The following is a 17,504-nucleotide window of genomic DNA, read 5'->3' as shown; positions in this document are numbered from 1 at the left end:
GTTCATCTGACTGCTAATCACGGAAATATCTGCGTAAAATTGATGTAGGGATCTGCTCCGCTTCCAATTTCGACAAACTGTTTTCAAAACTCAACTTCAGGTTTAAATCGAATAAAAGCGATAAGATTCTAAGTGCATCGGGGGATTCAAGGAGTGACTTGGGAACTTTGATGCACTCAATTCCATTTACTCTTAATACTGTTAGCATTTTATGACGCAACGCACACATACCAACCTTTTCGAGTTCAAAGCATTGAGGCAACATTCGGACTTTGAGTTCTGGGGCTGTTATTACTGATCTACAGAACTGTTTGACGCTGTTAAAGCTTTCTTCGTTAAGAATGAATGTTTTCATGATGAAACCTTACTTTTTATCCTCTTTCAACGAATAGATGACAAATCAAGTTTGCGCAAGAAAACTAAGAACTTTAAACCACTGATATTTATACATTTATTATTTTATTTGTGTAATTTAATTTAAAATTTATTAAATCACACAAAACGCAAACCAATGATATTACGGTAATATTTTTTGACTTATTTTCACGTAAATTATTTATTTTAAGGACTTAGTGGTTTAAAGGTTTCAAACAATTATTTTTTGGGGGTTTTCAGAAAAGTTGATACTACAGTCTGTTTTATCTTTTGCGTGAAAAACTCACTATTAGATCCACGCATTTGATATGTTTTTAAGAATCTTTGATTTAAGCTTTACAGCAACTCTATAAAAGTATCGAGGCTAATATGGCAATAACGACAGTTTACAATTGGATTATTGTTTCAGTATATGACCGCTTTGATAAGAATGACGATAATACTTTCATAGGAAATGTGTTGTATGGTTTCGTACTAGATGACCAAACCTACAGGTTTACTCCCAATGACTATGTCACCACCTCTCGCATCGTAAAATGTGACCTGAAAAGAAGTATTGTTGAAACACACAGCGGCAGTATCTATGTGCTTCAGGGCAATGGAAAAGACGCAACGATTGATTTTCGTGATTTTGAGTTGCTGCGAAATGGTTTCAGTCCAGAGCAGATAAGGCGATTGAATTTGGCACCAAGCGGATTTTTTCATTAAAAATCAAGCAGGGTATTATCATGACAACTCAAACAATTGATTTTCACAATGCCGAATGCTCAGCTTGTCACAAAAAACATGTCGATATCAGGACTGAGATAGTTGCTCCTTCGACAGAACGTCCCAATGCTATTAGAAAGAAAATTATCTTTCGATGCGAAGATCACCTTGACTGTGATGTTGATGAAATTGAAAAGCTCGCGCTGGTCAAAAAGCGATTTCAAGATCTAGTTGAAACTGACCTTGTTGACGGTAAAACCTACTAGTCCAACAATGAGGCTGACTTTAGTAAACGAAACATTTACTGCGAGTGACATACTCAATTTTAGCCTGAATTGAGAAAAGCTACACTTGCTAAACAAAAATCTAAGCAGTAACTATAGTTAACCCACTAGTGGAGATTGAGAAAACACAGTTATAGATTTAACACCTCTAGATAAAGCCACATATAAGTTTTGGCTATTCATATCGTCAGCATTTTGAATTAGAACATGGTCAGCTTCTAAGCCCTTTAGTAGCAACGTGCTTCCTATAGCTCTATAAGGAACCCTGTTTTCACCATTATGCCTTCTTGCTTCTCGAACGACTTCAGCCGATTGAAGAAAAGTATAGGCTGGGTTAGAAACTTTTAGTTGCAACACTTCTTTGACGGCACTGAAAGCTGATGTTCGAAAAACTCTAGTATTTCCCGATTCCTCTAGCGCAAGGACTAATGAATTAGCAGCTTCAGGATTAAACGAATCGCACATTTTGATATACGCTAATTCAATAGCAGTGGCTGGAGTCCTATTTCGACCATTAACGATTGATTCTGCTCTTTGTTTTAATTTAGCTTTCTCAGTACCTGACATCATTGTTGTTAAAACTGTCAAAAACTGGTCTAGACAAGCTTGCCCATTGAAATTATCCAAGACATTTGCCAAGTAGACTACATCCCTCAAATCAACAGTTTCAACAACATCGACACCATTCACTGAACTTGCGAAACTATGGCGAGATTCAGCCCGATAAGGATTTCCAATAATCAAAAGAGAGTCATTATTGTTTTTCCTAATTTCATACTGTGAATCGACCTGCTGCTGGTGATCCTCTCTGTCGTTACCTGTTAGCGGCTTCCAATATATATAATCTGGACAGGTGGTTAGATCTATTTTGTCTCCTCTTGCCAACTGTGTGCGACTCTCCAGTAACCAACTTCCCAAGTCATGAGTACCAGAATTTTCCCACCGCCAAGGCGTAGCTAACTCACAGATAACTGGAAAGTTGACTAAAACCTCCGTTTCCCAATTGGGAAGCCTCATGCCTCTAAAGTTGAATATCCTTTGCATCGGATCGCCAAATACTGTTGTTGGCAATATGCTCGACAAAGTACAAATAATATTGTGTTGATCAAAATCACAATCTTGATACTCGTCAACTAATAGCCTTGAGTATGTAGAAATAAGAATCTCATTGACCGCACCAGAAGCTAAATAACTTAAAACCGATTTTCTTAACTCAGGATAGAATGTTCCCGGCTGGTCGACATTAGATTGAATTGGGCAAGAATTATTGAAGGAATTGGTAAACTTCATGCACCAACCATCTATTGTAGTAATCACACAATTTTTAGTAGGGATTTTCAGCTTGGCTAGACGTTTTTTCAAAGCAGCTACTCCAGCGGTAGTGTGAGTAAGAACCAGATATGGTGCAGGTTGAGATTGTCCTAAAATCTCAGTTAAAAGGTGAGTTTTGCCACACCCCGCTGGCGCTATTACAGAACCATTCCCGCTCTTAAGTACCGTTTCTATCATATGCTAGCCTTGTGAGTTACGAACATTTTGAAAGAGCTGATTTATTGGTGCAGTAAATTGGGCTAAAAAGTGGTCATAGTGTGGACCAATAATATTTCTAGATATATATTCTGCTGGCTCGATATCTTTAAACCAGCCTTTTTTCTTTGCAGCCTTCCCTAAAATTAATCTTAAATCAGGGGTGTCAGTAATTAATGCACTCTGCAAGTTATAACTATTTTGAGATATATCAGAAATGTGTTGATTTATTGATTGTTCACCTCTCAGCGAAACAGCATAATTCAGCAAAAGAGGAATACACTGCGCTGGACAACAGGTGAACAAAGCATTTTCAGTTGCGAAGTTATTACCCCAAGCAAAAATTTCTATGCCATTACCTGTGCATGTTTGAACATGTTGTTGATGTTCAGCGTCTATGTCCGAGTCCTTTAGTATAACGGTGTGATACCCTAATTTTTTGAATACCAAAGCTCTAGTAAACATTGAATCGCCACCACCATCAGCACAAAAAACACCTTGTGCCTGAATACTATCGTTACCCAAAGATTGGCTAAATAAGTCAATGCCTTTAACCAGCCCGATCTCAGTTTTCCCTTCGCATACAATAACCGCCTTACTAAAGAAAGCTTCCGCACAAACTCTCAGCGTTGACTGGTCTTCATAGCTGTTAGTTAAGCCGTACATGAGATGTGAAAACGGTGGATTTGGTGGAGGTAATGGAGCTTGCAGCTTTCTGACAACAAATAACTGCTGAGCTTGTAACTCCCTTAGAACATAGGGTGAATGAGTGGTAATGAAAACTTGCTGCTGAGGCTCTGCTTCCTTTGAGCCTAACTCATTCAATAGCCTTGTGATTCTGAATGGCTCTAGACCATATTCTGCTTCGTCAACAATCAATATATTGGAGTTACTAGACTCTTTCTGAAGACCACTAATCAACAATCTAGAAGAACCTGTTCCAAGTTGTTTCAGTGGTGTGTTATCGCCATGTAAACTGATTGCACCATTTGAGAAAGAAATACTCCCTACATCCAACTGAGCTTCTAATTGCTCAACAGAAACCCCTAACTTATTTGCAATTGTCTTCACTTTAGTAAGTATTTCGTCAATGCCTTCTATCTCCTGCTCACGAAAGGATTCACGAGTTACTCTACCCAGTTGAATCAAGGTGTCTGAAACGTCAATGCTATCTTCTGAAAGCTTATTTAGTACAGATCTATTACTCCAACCTAAATGATGAGAAGATATTGTTCCAAGACGGGCTGGAGATACTAGCTCTCTATGTTTCCAAGGAAGTCTTCTTTCGATATCTTCTGCAAATGCTCGGTCAGAATATAATAGCCAGTCAGGGTTCAGATCTTTGTCAACCACCAATCTGATTGTTATAACAGTTTCATGACCGTTAGCTGGCTCGTCATATAGTGTTTTGTTTTGAAAATCGAATGCTCGTAGAAATTTCCCATATTTTTCGTAATTAAGTAAATCAGGAGCTAGTTGCCCTAAGGTGACAAATATTTCGATAGGATCATCTGTATTTAGTCCATTAAAATCAGCATCTGAAAATGAGTAAGAGCGTCTAGCGCCTAAAGCTAAATCTATAGCTTCTAGAATAGTCGATTTGCCAGAATCACCTGCTCCAATTAAACAATTCAATCCGGGGTTTGGTGTCCAAACTAAATGTTTAACCACTCTAAAATTTTTTATTTCAACATGCCTAATTTGAGACATTACTAATCCTTGTAAAAAATAACTACAGGTAATTGATAAATTAACACTAATTGTAAGTTTAACTCTCCTAGAGTATGCCAACCTAATGAAAATAAAGCATTAAGTTTATTGAAGTTATAAATGCTTAGGCATAAAAAAAGCTACCACTGAAATCAGTGGTAGCTCCAAGTTTATTACGTAGCCCGGCACTAGGCTCACCTTTTCATGTATTTATGACTCACAAACTTTATTCGACTCACAATCTTAATTAAAGCACTCACAAACTTAATTAAGCATCGACAACAAAAACTTAGTCTTTATACGTATCAACACTTGGACAAGAACATATTAAGTTTCTGTCGCCAAACACGTCATCAATCCGGTTAACGGTTGGCCAGAATTTATTGGCTGCAGCTGCTGGAACTGGGAATACCGCTTCTTGAATACTGTAATTTCTGTCCCAAGGTGCTGTTATATCAGCTAATGTATGCGGAGCATTGTGAAGAGGGTTATCTTCTAGCGTCCATTCACCTGATTCAACTTTTCTTACTTCGTCACGAATACACACCATGGCTTCAATGAAGCGATCTAATTCAACTTTTGATTCAGACTCTGTCGGCTCAATCATAAAAGTGCCAGCTACAGGGAAAGACATAGTTGGCGCATGGAAACCGTAGTCCATTAAGCGTTTCGCCATATCTACTTCAGTAATGCCTGATTCTGCTTTGATTGGGCGTAAATCAATAATACATTCGTGAGCAACGCGACCATTTTTACCTGTATATAAAATAGGGTAATGTTGGCTTAATTTTTTCGCTAAATAGTTTGCGTTGGTAATTGCGTATTTAGTTGCATCAGTAACCCCTTTTTTACCTAACATAGCAACATAAAGGTATGAGATACATAATATGCCTGCACTACCATAAGGCGCGGCTGAAACGGCACCGTTACCTTTTGTGCCTTCATTCACATTAATTAAAGTGTGATCGGGTAAAAATGGAGCAAGGTGAGATTTAACACCGATCGGTCCCATACCTGGGCCACCACCACCGTGTGGAATCGCGAAAGTTTTATGCAAGTTTAAGTGAGAAACGTCAGCACCAATATGACCTGGCGACGTAACCCCCACTTGAGCATTCATGTTGGCGCCATCAAGGTACACTTGACCACCGTGTTCATGCACAATGTTACAAATTTCTGCAATGGTGGTTTCATACACACCATGCGTTGATGGGTACGTGATCATAATACAAGAAAGGTTATCGGCCATTTCGCTTGCTTTAGCACGCAAGTCGTTCATGTCAACGTTACCTTCTTTGTCACAATCAACAACCACAACTTTCATGCCCACCATTTGCGCAGAAGCAGGGTTAGTACCATGCGCAGAAGATGGAATTAAACAGATATTACGATGGGCATCACCACGGCTTTCGTGGTATTTGTGAATAGCGATTAAACCGGCGTATTCGCCTTGTGCACCTGAGTTAGGCTGCATTGATATGTTGTCGTAACCTGTTAATTCAACTAACCAGTCACCTAACTCGTCAATCATTTGCTTGTAACCTTGTGCTTGGTCAACCGGAGCAAATGGATGCATGTTAGCGAACTCTGGCCATGATACTGGGATCATTTGCGCAGTCGCATTTAATTTCATGGTACATGAGCCTAATGAAATCATTGAATGGTTAAGTGCTAAATCTTTGTTTTCTAATTTTTTAATATAACGAAGCATTTCTGTTTCGCTATGGTACGAGTTAAATACAGGATGAGTTAATATCGCTGATTCACGTACTAATGACGCAGGGATTGATGAGTGACCACAAGCGATAATTTTTTCATCAAGTTCAGCAACATTTAATCCGTGCCCTTCCCCTAATAAAATATCAAATAAACCTGCTACATTTTCACGCGTGGTAGTTTCATCTAAAGAAATACTAATTTGTCCGTCAACATCAGTACGGAAGTTAACGCCAGCGGCTAATGCGCGGTTAACAATTTCATCTTTGTTAGCAACGTTAAACGTTAAGGTATCAAAGTAATGTTGATGAATCGCCGTTAACCCTTTGGTTGCCGTACCTAAACATAAAATATCGGTTAAACGATGAATACGTTCAGCTATCACTTTTAAGCCTTTAGGACCATGATAAACCGCGTAAAACGCAGCCATATTAGCCAATAACACTTGTGCCGTACAAATATTTGAGTTGGCTTTTTCACGACGAATATGCTGTTCACGCGTTTGCATTGCCATACGTAATGCAGGGTTATCACGCGTATCTTTAGATACACCAATTATACGGCCCGGTAATGAACGTTTATATTTATCAGAAGTGGTAAAAAATGCCGCGTGAGGACCACCATAGCCCATTGGTACACCAAAGCGTTGCGTTGAACCAATAACGGCATCAGCCCCTAACTCACCCGGCGCTTTTAACATCACTAAACTCATGATGTCGGCAGCGACAGCAACAATGCCTTTTTTCTCATGAACCTGAGTAATAAGATCTGAAATATCACGTACTTCACCTGTAGCACTTGGATATTGTAATAGTGCACCAAATACATCGTGTTCTACTACTTCGTTAGCTGGTGCAACGATGATATCAAAACCAAACATTTCGGCACGTTGCTTAACAACGTCAATGGTTTGTGGATAAACATCTGATGAAATAAAGAAAAGGTTGGATTTTTTATTTTTAGAAACACGTTTAGCTAACGCCATTGCTTCTGCAGCAGCAGTACCTTCATCTAATAACGAAGCTGATGCTAAGTCTAAACCGGTTAAGTCTAAACACATTTGTTGATAGTTTAATAAAGACTCTAAACGGCCTTGAGCAATTTCTGGTTGATAGGGCGTATAAGCCGTATACCAACCTGGATTTTCTAAGACGTTACGTAAAATAACGTTTGGCGTTAAGGTACCGTAGTAACCTAAACCAATGTATGTATCGTTAACTTTGTTTAAGCTAGCGACTGCTTTTAAATCAGCTAACGCTTTGACTTCTGTTTTACTTTCTTCAATCGCGGGTAAATTAGCTAAACGAATATCGCTTGGCACTATTTCATTGATAAGTGCGTCGACAGATTCTGCACCAATGTCATTTAACATTGCTTGCGTTTGCTCGGCATTGGGCCCGATGTGACGACGGATAAAATCTTGTGTTTGCTCTAATTCAGAAAGTGATTGAGTAGTCATAATACAGCTTCTTTAGTGAGTATTTATCATTGATAAATACAGTAAAATAAAAGAAAGCCCCGAACAGTTTTAGTTTGAGGCTTTAGTTTTAACGAAAGCAATCGAGTTTTATACGAGGCCGTCGAGCACTGAGTCTCTTGAGCTTAGTGCACTATGTGTTTGAGACTAAGTGCAATAAAAATAAAGTATAAAGCTTGAGTGCAAACGATAAATTAGTCTTCGTCGATAGAGTTAGCGTAACCTTCAGCATCTAACAATGCGTCAACTTCACCAGCGTCATCTAATTTAATTTTAAACATCCAACCGTCACCAAACGCATCAGAGTTAACAAGCTCTGGTGAATCTTCAAGTTCTTCGTTTACTTCAATAATTTCACCAGAAACAGGAGCATAAATATCAGACGCAGCTTTTACTGACTCAGCAACAGCAACATCGTCACCTGTACTAACGTTTTCACCTACTTCAGGTAACTCAACAAAAACCATATCACCTAATAGCTCTTGTGCATGCTCAGTAATACCAATAGTAACAGTACCGTCACCTTCATTTCGTACCCATTCATGTGATGTAGCGTATCTTAACTCTGAAGGAATATTGCTCATTTTTTTGTTCCTAATATTTTATTAAATTATTTATTAAAGTTAGCTGAATTCAGCTTGTTTAACTATGACGTGCTCTACTCAAATACAGAATATAGAGCATCTTTAAAATTAATCCAACTGGCTTTTGCCGTTACGCACAAAGCTTGGTTTAACAACTTCTACTTTGACCAATTTTTTGCGCATTTCTACTTCAACGGTATCACCAATTTTAACACTGCGTGGTACGCGTGCCATTGCAATGGAATGACCTAACGTTGGAGAAAACGTACCTGAAGTAATAACGCCTTCGCCTGTTTGACCATTTTCGTCAACCGAAATCACCTTTAAACCAGTGCGAAGTACGCCTTTTTCTTTTAACACTAAACCCGTTAATTTTAATTGGTCGCCAGCCGCGCGTTGCTGAGCTAATACTTCACGACCATTGAAGTTTCTATCTTCGTCATCCCACGAAATAGTCCAAGCCATATTCGCTGCTAATGGTGAAATGCTTTCGTCCATGTCTAAACCATAAAGGTTCATACCGGCTTCTAAACGTAACGTGTCACGAGCGCCTAAACCACATGGTTTAACGCCAGCGTCTAATAATTGTTGCCATAAGTCTTCGGCTTCATTTTGTGGCACAACAATTTCATAACCATTTTCACCGGTATAACCTGTAGTCGCGATAAATAAGCTTTCAGCTTGAGCACCAAAAAAAGGTTTCATGCCTTCAATCGCTTGATTTTGTTCTGCAGATAATATGGTTGCCACTTTTGCTTTTGCTTGTGGGCCTTGTACCGCGATCATTGCAAATTCAGGACGTTCAATAATTGAAATATCAAAACCTGTGGCTTGTTGATGCATCCACTCGAGATCTTTTTCACGTGTAGCTGAGTTCACAACTAAGCGATAATCAGTGTCTGAAAAATAATAAATAATTAAATCATCGATAACTCCGCCGTTGGAATTACACATTCCGGTATATAAAGCTTTGCCTGCCACTTCTAGCTTAGCAACATCGTTAATCACTAAACGACGTAAATAGGCTTTGGCATCATTACCGTGTAAATCAACAATAGTCATGTGTGAAACATCAAACATGCCAGCGTCTTGGCGTACGGCGTGATGTTCTTCTATTTGAGAGCCATAATTAATTGGCATTTCCCAACCGTGAAAATCAACCATTTTTGCGCCAGCTTCAATATGCTTAGCATGTAATACGGTTTTATTTGTCATCGTAACATTCCACTTTTAATTATTAGTCTAAACTTATTAGCCTTTCAGTTAAGGGTAAAAGTCGATTCTTTGCAAAATTCTAAAGCAATTATAACCAGCATCACCCGTTGATTCAACAGTTAAACCACTACAGTCAAAATATAAAACCACTTAAAGAAAATAAACAAAATTTTATTTTTAAAACCCTCCCCTTCAAAAATTATATTCAATTTACATAATTATAACCGTAGCTCTACGGTGATATATTCGCTAGCATTAGTTAAAATAAAACTTTGATTATAATTTCAGCGTTAATTCGCAAGTTTTGCTTATTTATTCAGATAAATAATCTGTGCATGTAAATACGGTTTTCAAATGCTAAGATAATTATATAGCGCTTAAAGTAGTAGAAGAATACTTGGGGTTATCCCCCTAGTTCAGGAAAAATAAATGACTATATTGGGTTTACAGAATTTGATTCAATCGGCAACAGTTGAAGATACGGTCGATCTTAAAAGTATCTGTCAAAAGCTTAAAATAAAAATTAGGATGGATGATAGTTCACAAGACCTCTGCAAAATTGGCCAAAACTCTGATAAACAAATTATTATTTGGCTTAAAAGCTCATTAGATCAAAAAACTAAATTTACTTTTGTTGCGATTGCCGTTGCTGACTATATGCTCGATTCTGATAGGGTTTGTAAACAAGGTGTAGTTTACGACATGTTCTTTTTACGTGATTTAAATGCCAATAAAGCCACGAAATTAATTATGCTGGCTACTCGTTTAGCCATGCCAGAGCATATCATCGAAAAGCTTTCAAATGCCTTAGAAGTACAATTTTCAAAAGATAACAAAGAAACCTTCGACGCCGATGCATATGTGAGAGATTCTAAATTTCTCCCTGAATTTGTACGTTGTGCTATTAAAGAAAGCACCAGTATCTTTTTAATGGATAATTTGAAAAACAAGTATGAGCATTAACTTTTTTAAATCGCTCACTGCCATCTTATTCGAATAAACGTTTAGCCGATAATTTAATCAATAACTTTTGATAACTCAGGTAAATGACTTTTAAAACCTAGCGCTTGTTTAATCATCACATTTTTAACGGGCTTAATTTGGTTAATAATACTCATGCCTATGCCCCTCAAAAATTTTACGGGCGCTTGTTGAGGGGTAAACGTTTGTTTGATCGCTTCCATTGCCGCTATCATTTCACCCGCTTCAGCTTTTCGCCAGCGTTCGTATTGTTTTAAATGAATGGGGGATAACCACTGCGGGTTATTGCTTGTTACACTTCCTTGCTCGTTATTTAATGGCTCAGTCAAGGTTTGAGCTATTGCAGCAGCGTCAAGTAAACCTAAATTCACTCCTTGACCGGCAAGTGGATGAATAGTGTGGGCAGCATCCCCCACTAATACAACCCTGTCTTTGATAAAGTTTTGTGCATAACGCATGGTTAATGGGTGGCTAAAACGTTCGCTTACTAACGATATATTGCCTAATTTACCGTCTGAGGCTGCAGTTAATGCTTTGGCAAATTCATCCTTTGAAAGCGCAATCAATCTTTTTGCTTCTTCTGGAGACGTTGACCAAACAATCGAACATAAGCTGCCATTAGCGCTGTCGGCTTCGGCTAACGGTAACAAGGCTAATGGGCCGGTTGCTAAAAAGACTTGCCAAGCCGTTTGTTGATGTCCTTGTGGACACTTAACGGTAGCAACAATGGCATGATGATCATAATCACGAAAAGTTAACGCCATTTTCATTTGTTGTCTCACCCAAGAATTGGCACCATCAGCGCCAATGACAAGTTTTGCTGTGATAGGAGCTTGAGTGGAAAAACTAGCAAAAACCTCGCTATCTCCCATGGCAATATTGGTGAGTTTTTCTTGCGTAAAAAAACAAATGTTAGCCTCGTGTTCAGCTTTTTTCCATAACGCTTGGCGAATAATACTGTTTTCAATGATCCAACCTAATTGGCCGTTATGCTCGCGCGTTGATAAGTCCGACAAATCAAAATCAATATGACCATAACCAGCTTTGTCCCAAATATGCATATGTTGATAGGGTTGCGCTCGAGAGCTTTCAATGTCTTGCCATACATCAAGGTTGGTAAATAATTGTTGGCTAACACGATTAATAGCACTTACCCGCACATCGTGATGTGCTGATATTTCAGCTAAAGGTTGAGTATCAACAATAGCGATCCGTAAATCACTTTTTTTACTAATCGCCAAAGCGGTAGTTAAACCAACCATGCCGCCGCCAACAATAAGCACATCAAATTTTTGCATTATTTATCACATTCATATTTATTAATTTATTTGTCGATAAAGCTAACATCGCCTAATAACCCATAGTTTTATTCACTAAGCGATTTTTTAAAGGTGTACAATAATTTAACACCTTTAAACCAATATTTCTTCCGGCAACTAATGGTGGTAAATCATTAGAAAAAAGCGTAACCAATGAGTCAGTTAACGCAATAACTTGTTGATGATCGGCTTTACGATCATTGGCATAACGCATTAACGCACTAAAGTCTGCAATATCGGCTCCATTGGCGAGGTTAGTAGCGATTATGTCAGATAATTGCTGGACATCTCGTAACCCTAAGTTAAAACCTTGCCCTGCAATAGGATGAATCGTATGAGAGGCATTACCTATCAGAGCCATTCGGTGGTAAACCTGTTCGTTAGCTTGAACTAAACTAAGCGGATAAATCGCCCTCTCACCCAATGTTTTAACCTGTCCTAACCAACTACCAAACGCGAGCTCTAATGCCTGTTTAAAAAGGGTATCGTCTAATGCCATCATATTTGTTGCTTGCTCTGGAGTTAAGGTCCAAACAAGGGAGCATTTATGACTTTCTTTGCCATTATCCGTTAACGGTAACATGGCGATTGGGCCTGATTCGGTAAAACGCTCAAAGGCAATATGATGGTGAGGTTTTGCCATGCTAACATTCGCGATAAGTGCACATTGGTCATACGGTTTAGTAGACGAAGAAATATTGGCAAATTCACGACAAGTTGATTGTCCGCCATCACAAGCTAATAAAAGCTTAGCACTTAGTTGCTGTGAAGAGTTTAAGCTAACCTTGACCGAGTCGTCGTGCCAGCTAATATCAGTTATATGATCTGGACAAAACCAAGTAATGTTTTGATCAGCCTGAGGTGTCGATTTTCCAACCGATTGGAGTTTACTCAGCTTTGATAAAAATGCCTGGCCTAATATCGACATTTCAACCACATAGCCCAACGCACTTACATGATGATTACTTGCAGCAAGTCTCGCTTTACCATAATAGCCACGGTCAGAAATATGAATATTTTTAATCGGCGCGGCATGTGGCGCAATATCTTGCCAAACGTTCAACGACTTTAAATACTCAGCACTACCATGCGAAAGTGCTAAGACTCTTGAATCAAACGTTAATTTAGGTGTTTGTTGAATATCATTCGCTTCGATAATAGCAATAGTTAACGCAGAGCCATCAGCTTTAGTTAGAGATGCTAAACCTAATGCCGATAAAGTGCCCGATAAACCACCGCCTGCGATGATAACGTCGTATTGATTATGCTGTGTTTGAGTTGTGTTATTCACTTTTATTCTGCTTTTAGTGCGATATTTATCACAAAGAATGCACTGTTTAGTTCAATTATCGTTAGAACCAACTCAGCCATGTTCGCTACCATTTCACGACATATTAAAGGAAATGAGCTGTTTTCTTAACTTTTCTTTATTTCTATTCTTAAAATAAAAGACTCATTAAACTTTGGCGCTTATGTTTAATGTTTAATGTTTAATGTTTAATGTTAGCTTTCGCCATAAGTTGTTCTATTTCCACAACTGATTTTGGCGCATTTACCGTTAAATTTTCATGACCTTGATCAGTAACGGCAATATTATCTTCAATTCTTATACCGATCCCTCGCCACTTAACATCGACATCGATATCATCTAACGGAATATATAGGCCTGGTTCAATGGTCATAACCATGCCCGCTTCAAACGGTCTAGTTTGTGCGCGATTCACCATTTGATAATCCCCCACATCATGTACATCTAAACCGAGCCAATGTCCTAAACCATGAATAAAATATTTTTTACAGGCTTTTTCAGAGAGCAGCGTTTGATAATCGCCAGTCAAGATCCCCAACGCTAACAGCCCTTTGGTTAATACTTCACAACACAATTCATTTAAATACCCTAACGTTTGGCCAGGTTTGATTGCTTGAATACATTGTTCTTGCGCATCAAGCACTAGCTGGTATAACGCTTTTTGTGGCGCTGAAAAAACGCCATTAATTGGGAACGTTCGAGTAATATCGGCAGCATAGCCAGCTAGCTCACCACCGGCATCAATTAACAATAATTCACCATCATTTAATGATTGGTCATTATTGGTATAGTGCAAAATATTCGCATTATCCCCGCCTGCCACAATAGAGTTGTAAGCAGGAAATCTCGCACCATGACGAGCAAACTCATGTAATATTTCCGCTTCAATTTGGTATTCAAACTTACCTGCCGTTGTTTTTTCCATGGCTCTTTGATGGGCTTTACCACTAATTACATTGACTTCTCGCATGACCGTGAGTTCTTTAGCACTTTTGATCAAACGTAATTCTTCAACCATTTTCTGGCAATCGATAATCTGCTGAGGAAAGCCTACGCCGAGACGATATTTTGCTTTATTGGTCTCTAACCATTGATAAATCTGTTGATCAAAAAATTTATTTTGACCACGACAAAAATATAAGGTGTTTGCATGATTAAAAAAGTTAAACATCTGCTCGTTTAATTGCGCTAAGGTAAAGCATTGATCAAAACCATAATCTTGTTTTGCTTTCACCTCTCCTATTCTTCTGCCATGCCATACTTCGGCTAACGGATCTTTTGGCTGACAAAACAATATTGCTTGTGGCGTTGCCGATTTTATTAACACCAAAATAGCTTCAGGTTCATTAAAGCCGGTTAAATAATAAAAGCTTTTATTTTGACAAAATGGATATTCAGTATCATTACTGCGGGTCACTTCTTTATTTGCTGAAAAGATAGCGATACTGTCATCAAGCATTTGCGCAAAAAAGCGTTGACGTCGCTGAGTAAATTCAGACAAAGGTAATAAGGTATTATTCATAAAATGGCCATTATCCAATAGAAAATCAAAATGTTGCTTTATTTTAAAAATGAAAAGCTTTAATGAACCGTTTCAGAAGCTTCTTTACTTTCTGGCGGCGTGCCTAATTCGGTAAAACACAATAACGCAGAAATACGAACATATTCAGATATTTCAAAATACGCTTGTTCCGTCGTTTCATCTTCTTCAATTTCATCAGATAAATTGGCGATATCAGCAAAATCAGTCAACACTTCTTTGACATCTTCAGAATAAACAGCACTACTTTTTTGTTGTAAACCAAAGCCTAGATTAAAACCCTGAACCCAAGCTCCCAAAGCATGTGCACGCTCTACAAGCGAGTCTTCGTCATCAGGTAAGAGTAAAGTAAAGCTATAAGAGTCATCTAAAATATTTTGCCATACCTGACTAAACAGCAATTTAACCGTGACTTGTAATTTATTTGGCAAGGTTTCACCATTATTGAACATATCGTTTATCATGGTGAGATAGTCTTGATCTTCAAAACTATAGCCTGCACAAATTAAACCGGTTAATACTCCATGTAATTCTGAACCATGAATTTTAACATCTTGGGTGGTGATTAACGCTTGAACAGTGGCAAAATCTACTTCGTTATTTTCTGACATTTAGCTAACATTTATTAAGGATGTGATTATAGTGATATCCTAACATTGCACTAAAAGTGATGCTAGCGCCTTATAAGGGAAATTCTCGCTTGCATCTGAGATCTTGCACCGTTATAGTTCATTTTTATAAGTTCAGTTAAATTTGTTTATTAAACAAACAACTAGCTTTATTTTAATTATTTTAGCGTGTTCAGATTTCCCAGAGCATAAAGAAAAGAGCCTATATTTTTATGAGCCAACACAACGTTACAATTGAAGTGGCAAACCGCCGACTTAAAATTGCTTGCCCGAAAGGGAAAGAGTCTGCGTTGCTGCAATCGGCCAATGAAATTAATCGTCGACTCGAAAAAGATAAAAAATCTACTAAAACGCCCGAGCAAGCTATGCTGATGGTTGCCTTAAATCTAGCGAATGATTTATTAGACAGTCAAAATGCGGCGAAACAACAACTTCAAGAAATGCAAAATAAAATCGATTTATTACAAGAGACGATTGAGCAAGCGGTAAATCCCAAAAAGAAAGCTTAGCTTAAGTAAATTTAGCTGAAATAGAGTTATTTTAGCAAGTCATGTTTAAAGGATAAAACATGAAAAATCATAAACTAATTTTCATCTTATTCTTTATTACCGTTTCTGGTCTTTTCTTATTTTTATATCTCACACAACAAAAAAACAATGCTTTCCTAACGAATACTTCTATCAATACGATCGCAAAAGATATTAAACAAGAATTGCCAACAGCAGCTCAAGAGTTAATAACAGGAAATAAAGACTCGCGCCTTGACAAAACAACAGTAAGCGCTAATAAACCCACAGAATTAAGTAACCAGAAAAGCACTGAGCACTTTGACGAACCTTATATCGTTGAGTGTAATGCTCCTGATAATGATACTTTTCCTGAGATCCGAACAGAAATAGACAAGCGCAATAATCAACTTATCCAGCAATTAGACTTAGCAGAGCCGAGTGAATTATTAGCTTCTATTCTCTTTAAGCCAAAAATATTCACTCAAAATAATGAAAATATACCTGCCAAAAAGCAATTAATACAATATAAAAAAGAGCAAATTGATGCGCTTTTAACTTATCATCAACAACATCCCAATGAACCACTAAGCTATGCACGGTTATTAACTGAATGCAGTAAATCAACACAAAATTATTGCACAGATGATTTTTTTAATAAGGTGAATGAAATTGATAAAAACAATGGTGCACTTTGGCTAACTATTGCCAATATACAGTTAAATAGATCAAACTTTAAATTCGCTAATAAAGCACTGTATCAGGCTAGTATATCACCTTCATTTAGCATAGATTATTTTGAACTTATTCAATTGCATCAAAATGTTGTAGTAAAGTATCAACCAAACCAATCGCCTTTAACTCTCGCCTCCTCTATCGGCTTTGCCGCCGCAGTTTCAGTCAGTATTGTTGAATCAATAGATTACTGTAGAACATCAAATATTGAAGATCTATGGTTGCAGCAAACATGCCTTCAACTTGGCCTACAAATGGAAGCACATGCTGAAATCATTATCTATCGATTATTCGGCATAGCACTGCAAAAAATTTATCATGAAAAGTTTAATAATATTGAGCTGGTAGCAAAATTTGAAGATAAGAGCCAAAAGCCATATCAAGGCATAGATATAGCATTAATGAATAAAGCCTCTGCATTGATGTTTTATGACAATGATCTAGCGCGACAATGGCTTAATACCGGAATTCAGTTTGGAGAAAAAGTAGCTTTTACAAAAGTAATTGAAGAAGCAATTTGGCGTTCCAAAGATCCAAATTACAACCCTTGTCCCAAATAATTTGAAATAAACTGCTTAAAGATAAATCAGTTAGTTTAAAACATCAGCGGTTAGTACATTTCATTATAAAAAACAGTTAATCCTTTCTATTAGATTCGCTATAATATGTTTAAGTCTTCTGGGATGTTTGTATGTTAACTATGTCCCTGAGCCGATAAGTTTTACCTATGGAAATTGACATTTAGCTATTGTGCAAACCCGGCTCGTATCGGGAAGCCTACGGTTGAAAAGATATTTCCGCCCTGAACACACGGTGTTCAGGACTAAAGTCGACTGCGGCATTCTGGAAGTCTTACCTTTCTTGCTTTAACTTTATGAAAACTCAATTT

15 protein-coding genes and 1 other RNA gene are annotated in these 17,504 nt (G+C 37.8%); 6 read left to right on the top strand and 10 right to left on the bottom strand.

Features of this window, described 5'->3' with window-relative positions; translation table 11 throughout:
• Positions 1-13 precede the first annotated feature (13 nt).
• A complete protein-coding gene (locus tag ABXH06_RS16100) occupies positions 14-355 on the bottom strand; it encodes a hypothetical protein (protein WP_353518850.1) in 342 nt (113 codons plus the stop codon).
• Positions 356-732: 377 nt separating this feature from the next.
• Here ABXH06_RS16100 and ABXH06_RS16095 point away from each other — a divergent pair, with 377 nt between their 5' ends.
• Positions 733-1,083 (top strand): DUF6957 family protein, encoded by a 351-nt coding sequence (locus ABXH06_RS16095; RefSeq protein ID WP_503012502.1) that lies wholly within the window; start codon positions 733-735, stop codon positions 1,081-1,083.
• Positions 1,084-1,103: 20 nt separating this feature from the next.
• Positions 1,104-1,349: a hypothetical protein gene (locus ABXH06_RS16090; protein WP_353518848.1), complete on the top strand. Its 246-nt coding sequence runs from the start codon at positions 1,104-1,106 to the stop codon at positions 1,347-1,349.
• Positions 1,350-1,466: 117 nt separating this feature from the next.
• Here the strand turns inward: ABXH06_RS16090 and ABXH06_RS16085 are convergent, their stop codons facing one another.
• The 5 genes from ABXH06_RS16085 to gcvT form a co-directional block, all read right to left on the bottom strand.
• Positions 1,467-2,876 (bottom strand): UvrD-helicase domain-containing protein, encoded by a 1,410-nt coding sequence (locus tag ABXH06_RS16085; RefSeq protein ID WP_353518847.1) that lies wholly within the window; start codon positions 2,874-2,876, stop codon positions 1,467-1,469.
• 3 nt (positions 2,877-2,879) lie between these two features.
• Entirely contained in the window at positions 2,880-4,604 is a 1,725-nt protein-coding gene (locus ABXH06_RS16080) for an ATP-dependent nuclease (RefSeq protein ID WP_353518846.1), read from the bottom strand.
• Between the two features lie 289 nt (positions 4,605-4,893).
• Entirely contained in the window at positions 4,894-7,782 is a 2,889-nt protein-coding gene (gene gcvP, locus ABXH06_RS16075; RefSeq protein WP_353518922.1) for an aminomethyl-transferring glycine dehydrogenase, read from the bottom strand.
• Positions 7,783-7,991: 209 nt separating this feature from the next.
• Positions 7,992-8,381 carry a glycine cleavage system protein GcvH gene (gcvH, locus tag ABXH06_RS16070; RefSeq protein WP_311576417.1) on the bottom strand — a complete coding sequence of 130 codons (390 nt, stop codon included), beginning with the start codon at positions 8,379-8,381 and terminating at the stop codon, positions 7,992-7,994.
• Positions 8,382-8,489: 108 nt separating this feature from the next.
• Positions 8,490-9,596 carry a glycine cleavage system aminomethyltransferase GcvT gene (gene gcvT / locus ABXH06_RS16065; protein ID WP_353518845.1) on the bottom strand — a complete coding sequence of 369 codons (1,107 nt, stop codon included), beginning with the start codon at positions 9,594-9,596 and terminating at the stop codon, positions 8,490-8,492.
• A gap of 429 nt (positions 9,597-10,025) precedes the next feature.
• On the opposite strand from gcvT, the gene ABXH06_RS16060 reads away from it, so the two are divergent.
• Positions 10,026-10,559 carry a hypothetical protein gene (locus tag ABXH06_RS16060; protein ID WP_353518844.1) on the top strand — a complete coding sequence of 178 codons (534 nt, stop codon included), beginning with the start codon at positions 10,026-10,028 and terminating at the stop codon, positions 10,557-10,559.
• A 53-nt stretch (positions 10,560-10,612) separates the two neighbouring features.
• Here the strand turns inward: ABXH06_RS16060 and ABXH06_RS16055 are convergent, their stop codons facing one another.
• From ABXH06_RS16055 to ABXH06_RS16040, 4 genes are all read right to left on the bottom strand, one after another.
• Positions 10,613-11,875, bottom strand: coding sequence for an FAD-dependent monooxygenase (locus ABXH06_RS16055; protein WP_353518843.1), 1,263 nt, complete (start codon positions 11,873-11,875; stop codon positions 10,613-10,615).
• 52 nt (positions 11,876-11,927) lie between these two features.
• The gene (gene ubiH, locus ABXH06_RS16050; protein ID WP_353518842.1) at positions 11,928-13,187 is read right to left on the bottom strand and encodes a 2-octaprenyl-6-methoxyphenyl hydroxylase; all 1,260 of its coding nucleotides are present in this window, start codon (positions 13,185-13,187) and stop codon (positions 11,928-11,930) included.
• Between the two features lie 199 nt (positions 13,188-13,386).
• Positions 13,387-14,727, bottom strand: coding sequence for a Xaa-Pro aminopeptidase (gene pepP / locus ABXH06_RS16045; RefSeq protein WP_353518841.1), 1,341 nt, complete (start codon positions 14,725-14,727; stop codon positions 13,387-13,389).
• Between the two features lie 59 nt (positions 14,728-14,786).
• A complete protein-coding gene (locus ABXH06_RS16040) occupies positions 14,787-15,356 on the bottom strand; it encodes a UPF0149 family protein (RefSeq protein ID WP_311576433.1) in 570 nt (189 codons plus the stop codon).
• Between the two features lie 230 nt (positions 15,357-15,586).
• Here ABXH06_RS16040 and ABXH06_RS16035 point away from each other — a divergent pair, with 230 nt between their 5' ends.
• The 3 genes from ABXH06_RS16035 to ssrS all read left to right on the top strand — a co-directional run bounded on the left by ABXH06_RS16035 (position 15,587) and on the right by ssrS (position 17,469).
• The gene (locus tag ABXH06_RS16035; protein WP_311576436.1) at positions 15,587-15,883 is read left to right on the top strand and encodes a cell division protein ZapA; all 297 of its coding nucleotides are present in this window, start codon (positions 15,587-15,589) and stop codon (positions 15,881-15,883) included.
• 59 nt (positions 15,884-15,942) lie between these two features.
• Positions 15,943-17,175, top strand: coding sequence for a hypothetical protein (locus tag ABXH06_RS16030; protein WP_353518840.1), 1,233 nt, complete (start codon positions 15,943-15,945; stop codon positions 17,173-17,175).
• A 112-nt stretch (positions 17,176-17,287) separates the two neighbouring features.
• A non-coding RNA gene (ssrS, locus tag ABXH06_RS16025) (6S RNA) lies at positions 17,288-17,469 on the top strand.
• Positions 17,470-17,504 lie beyond the last annotated feature (35 nt).

Origin of the sequence: Thalassotalea sp. SU-HH00458, assembly GCF_040362795.1 — a bacterium.
GTDB lineage: Bacteria > Pseudomonadota > Gammaproteobacteria > Enterobacterales > Alteromonadaceae > Thalassotalea_H > Thalassotalea_H castellviae.
This window is presented reverse-complemented; position numbering and strand designations above follow the sequence as displayed.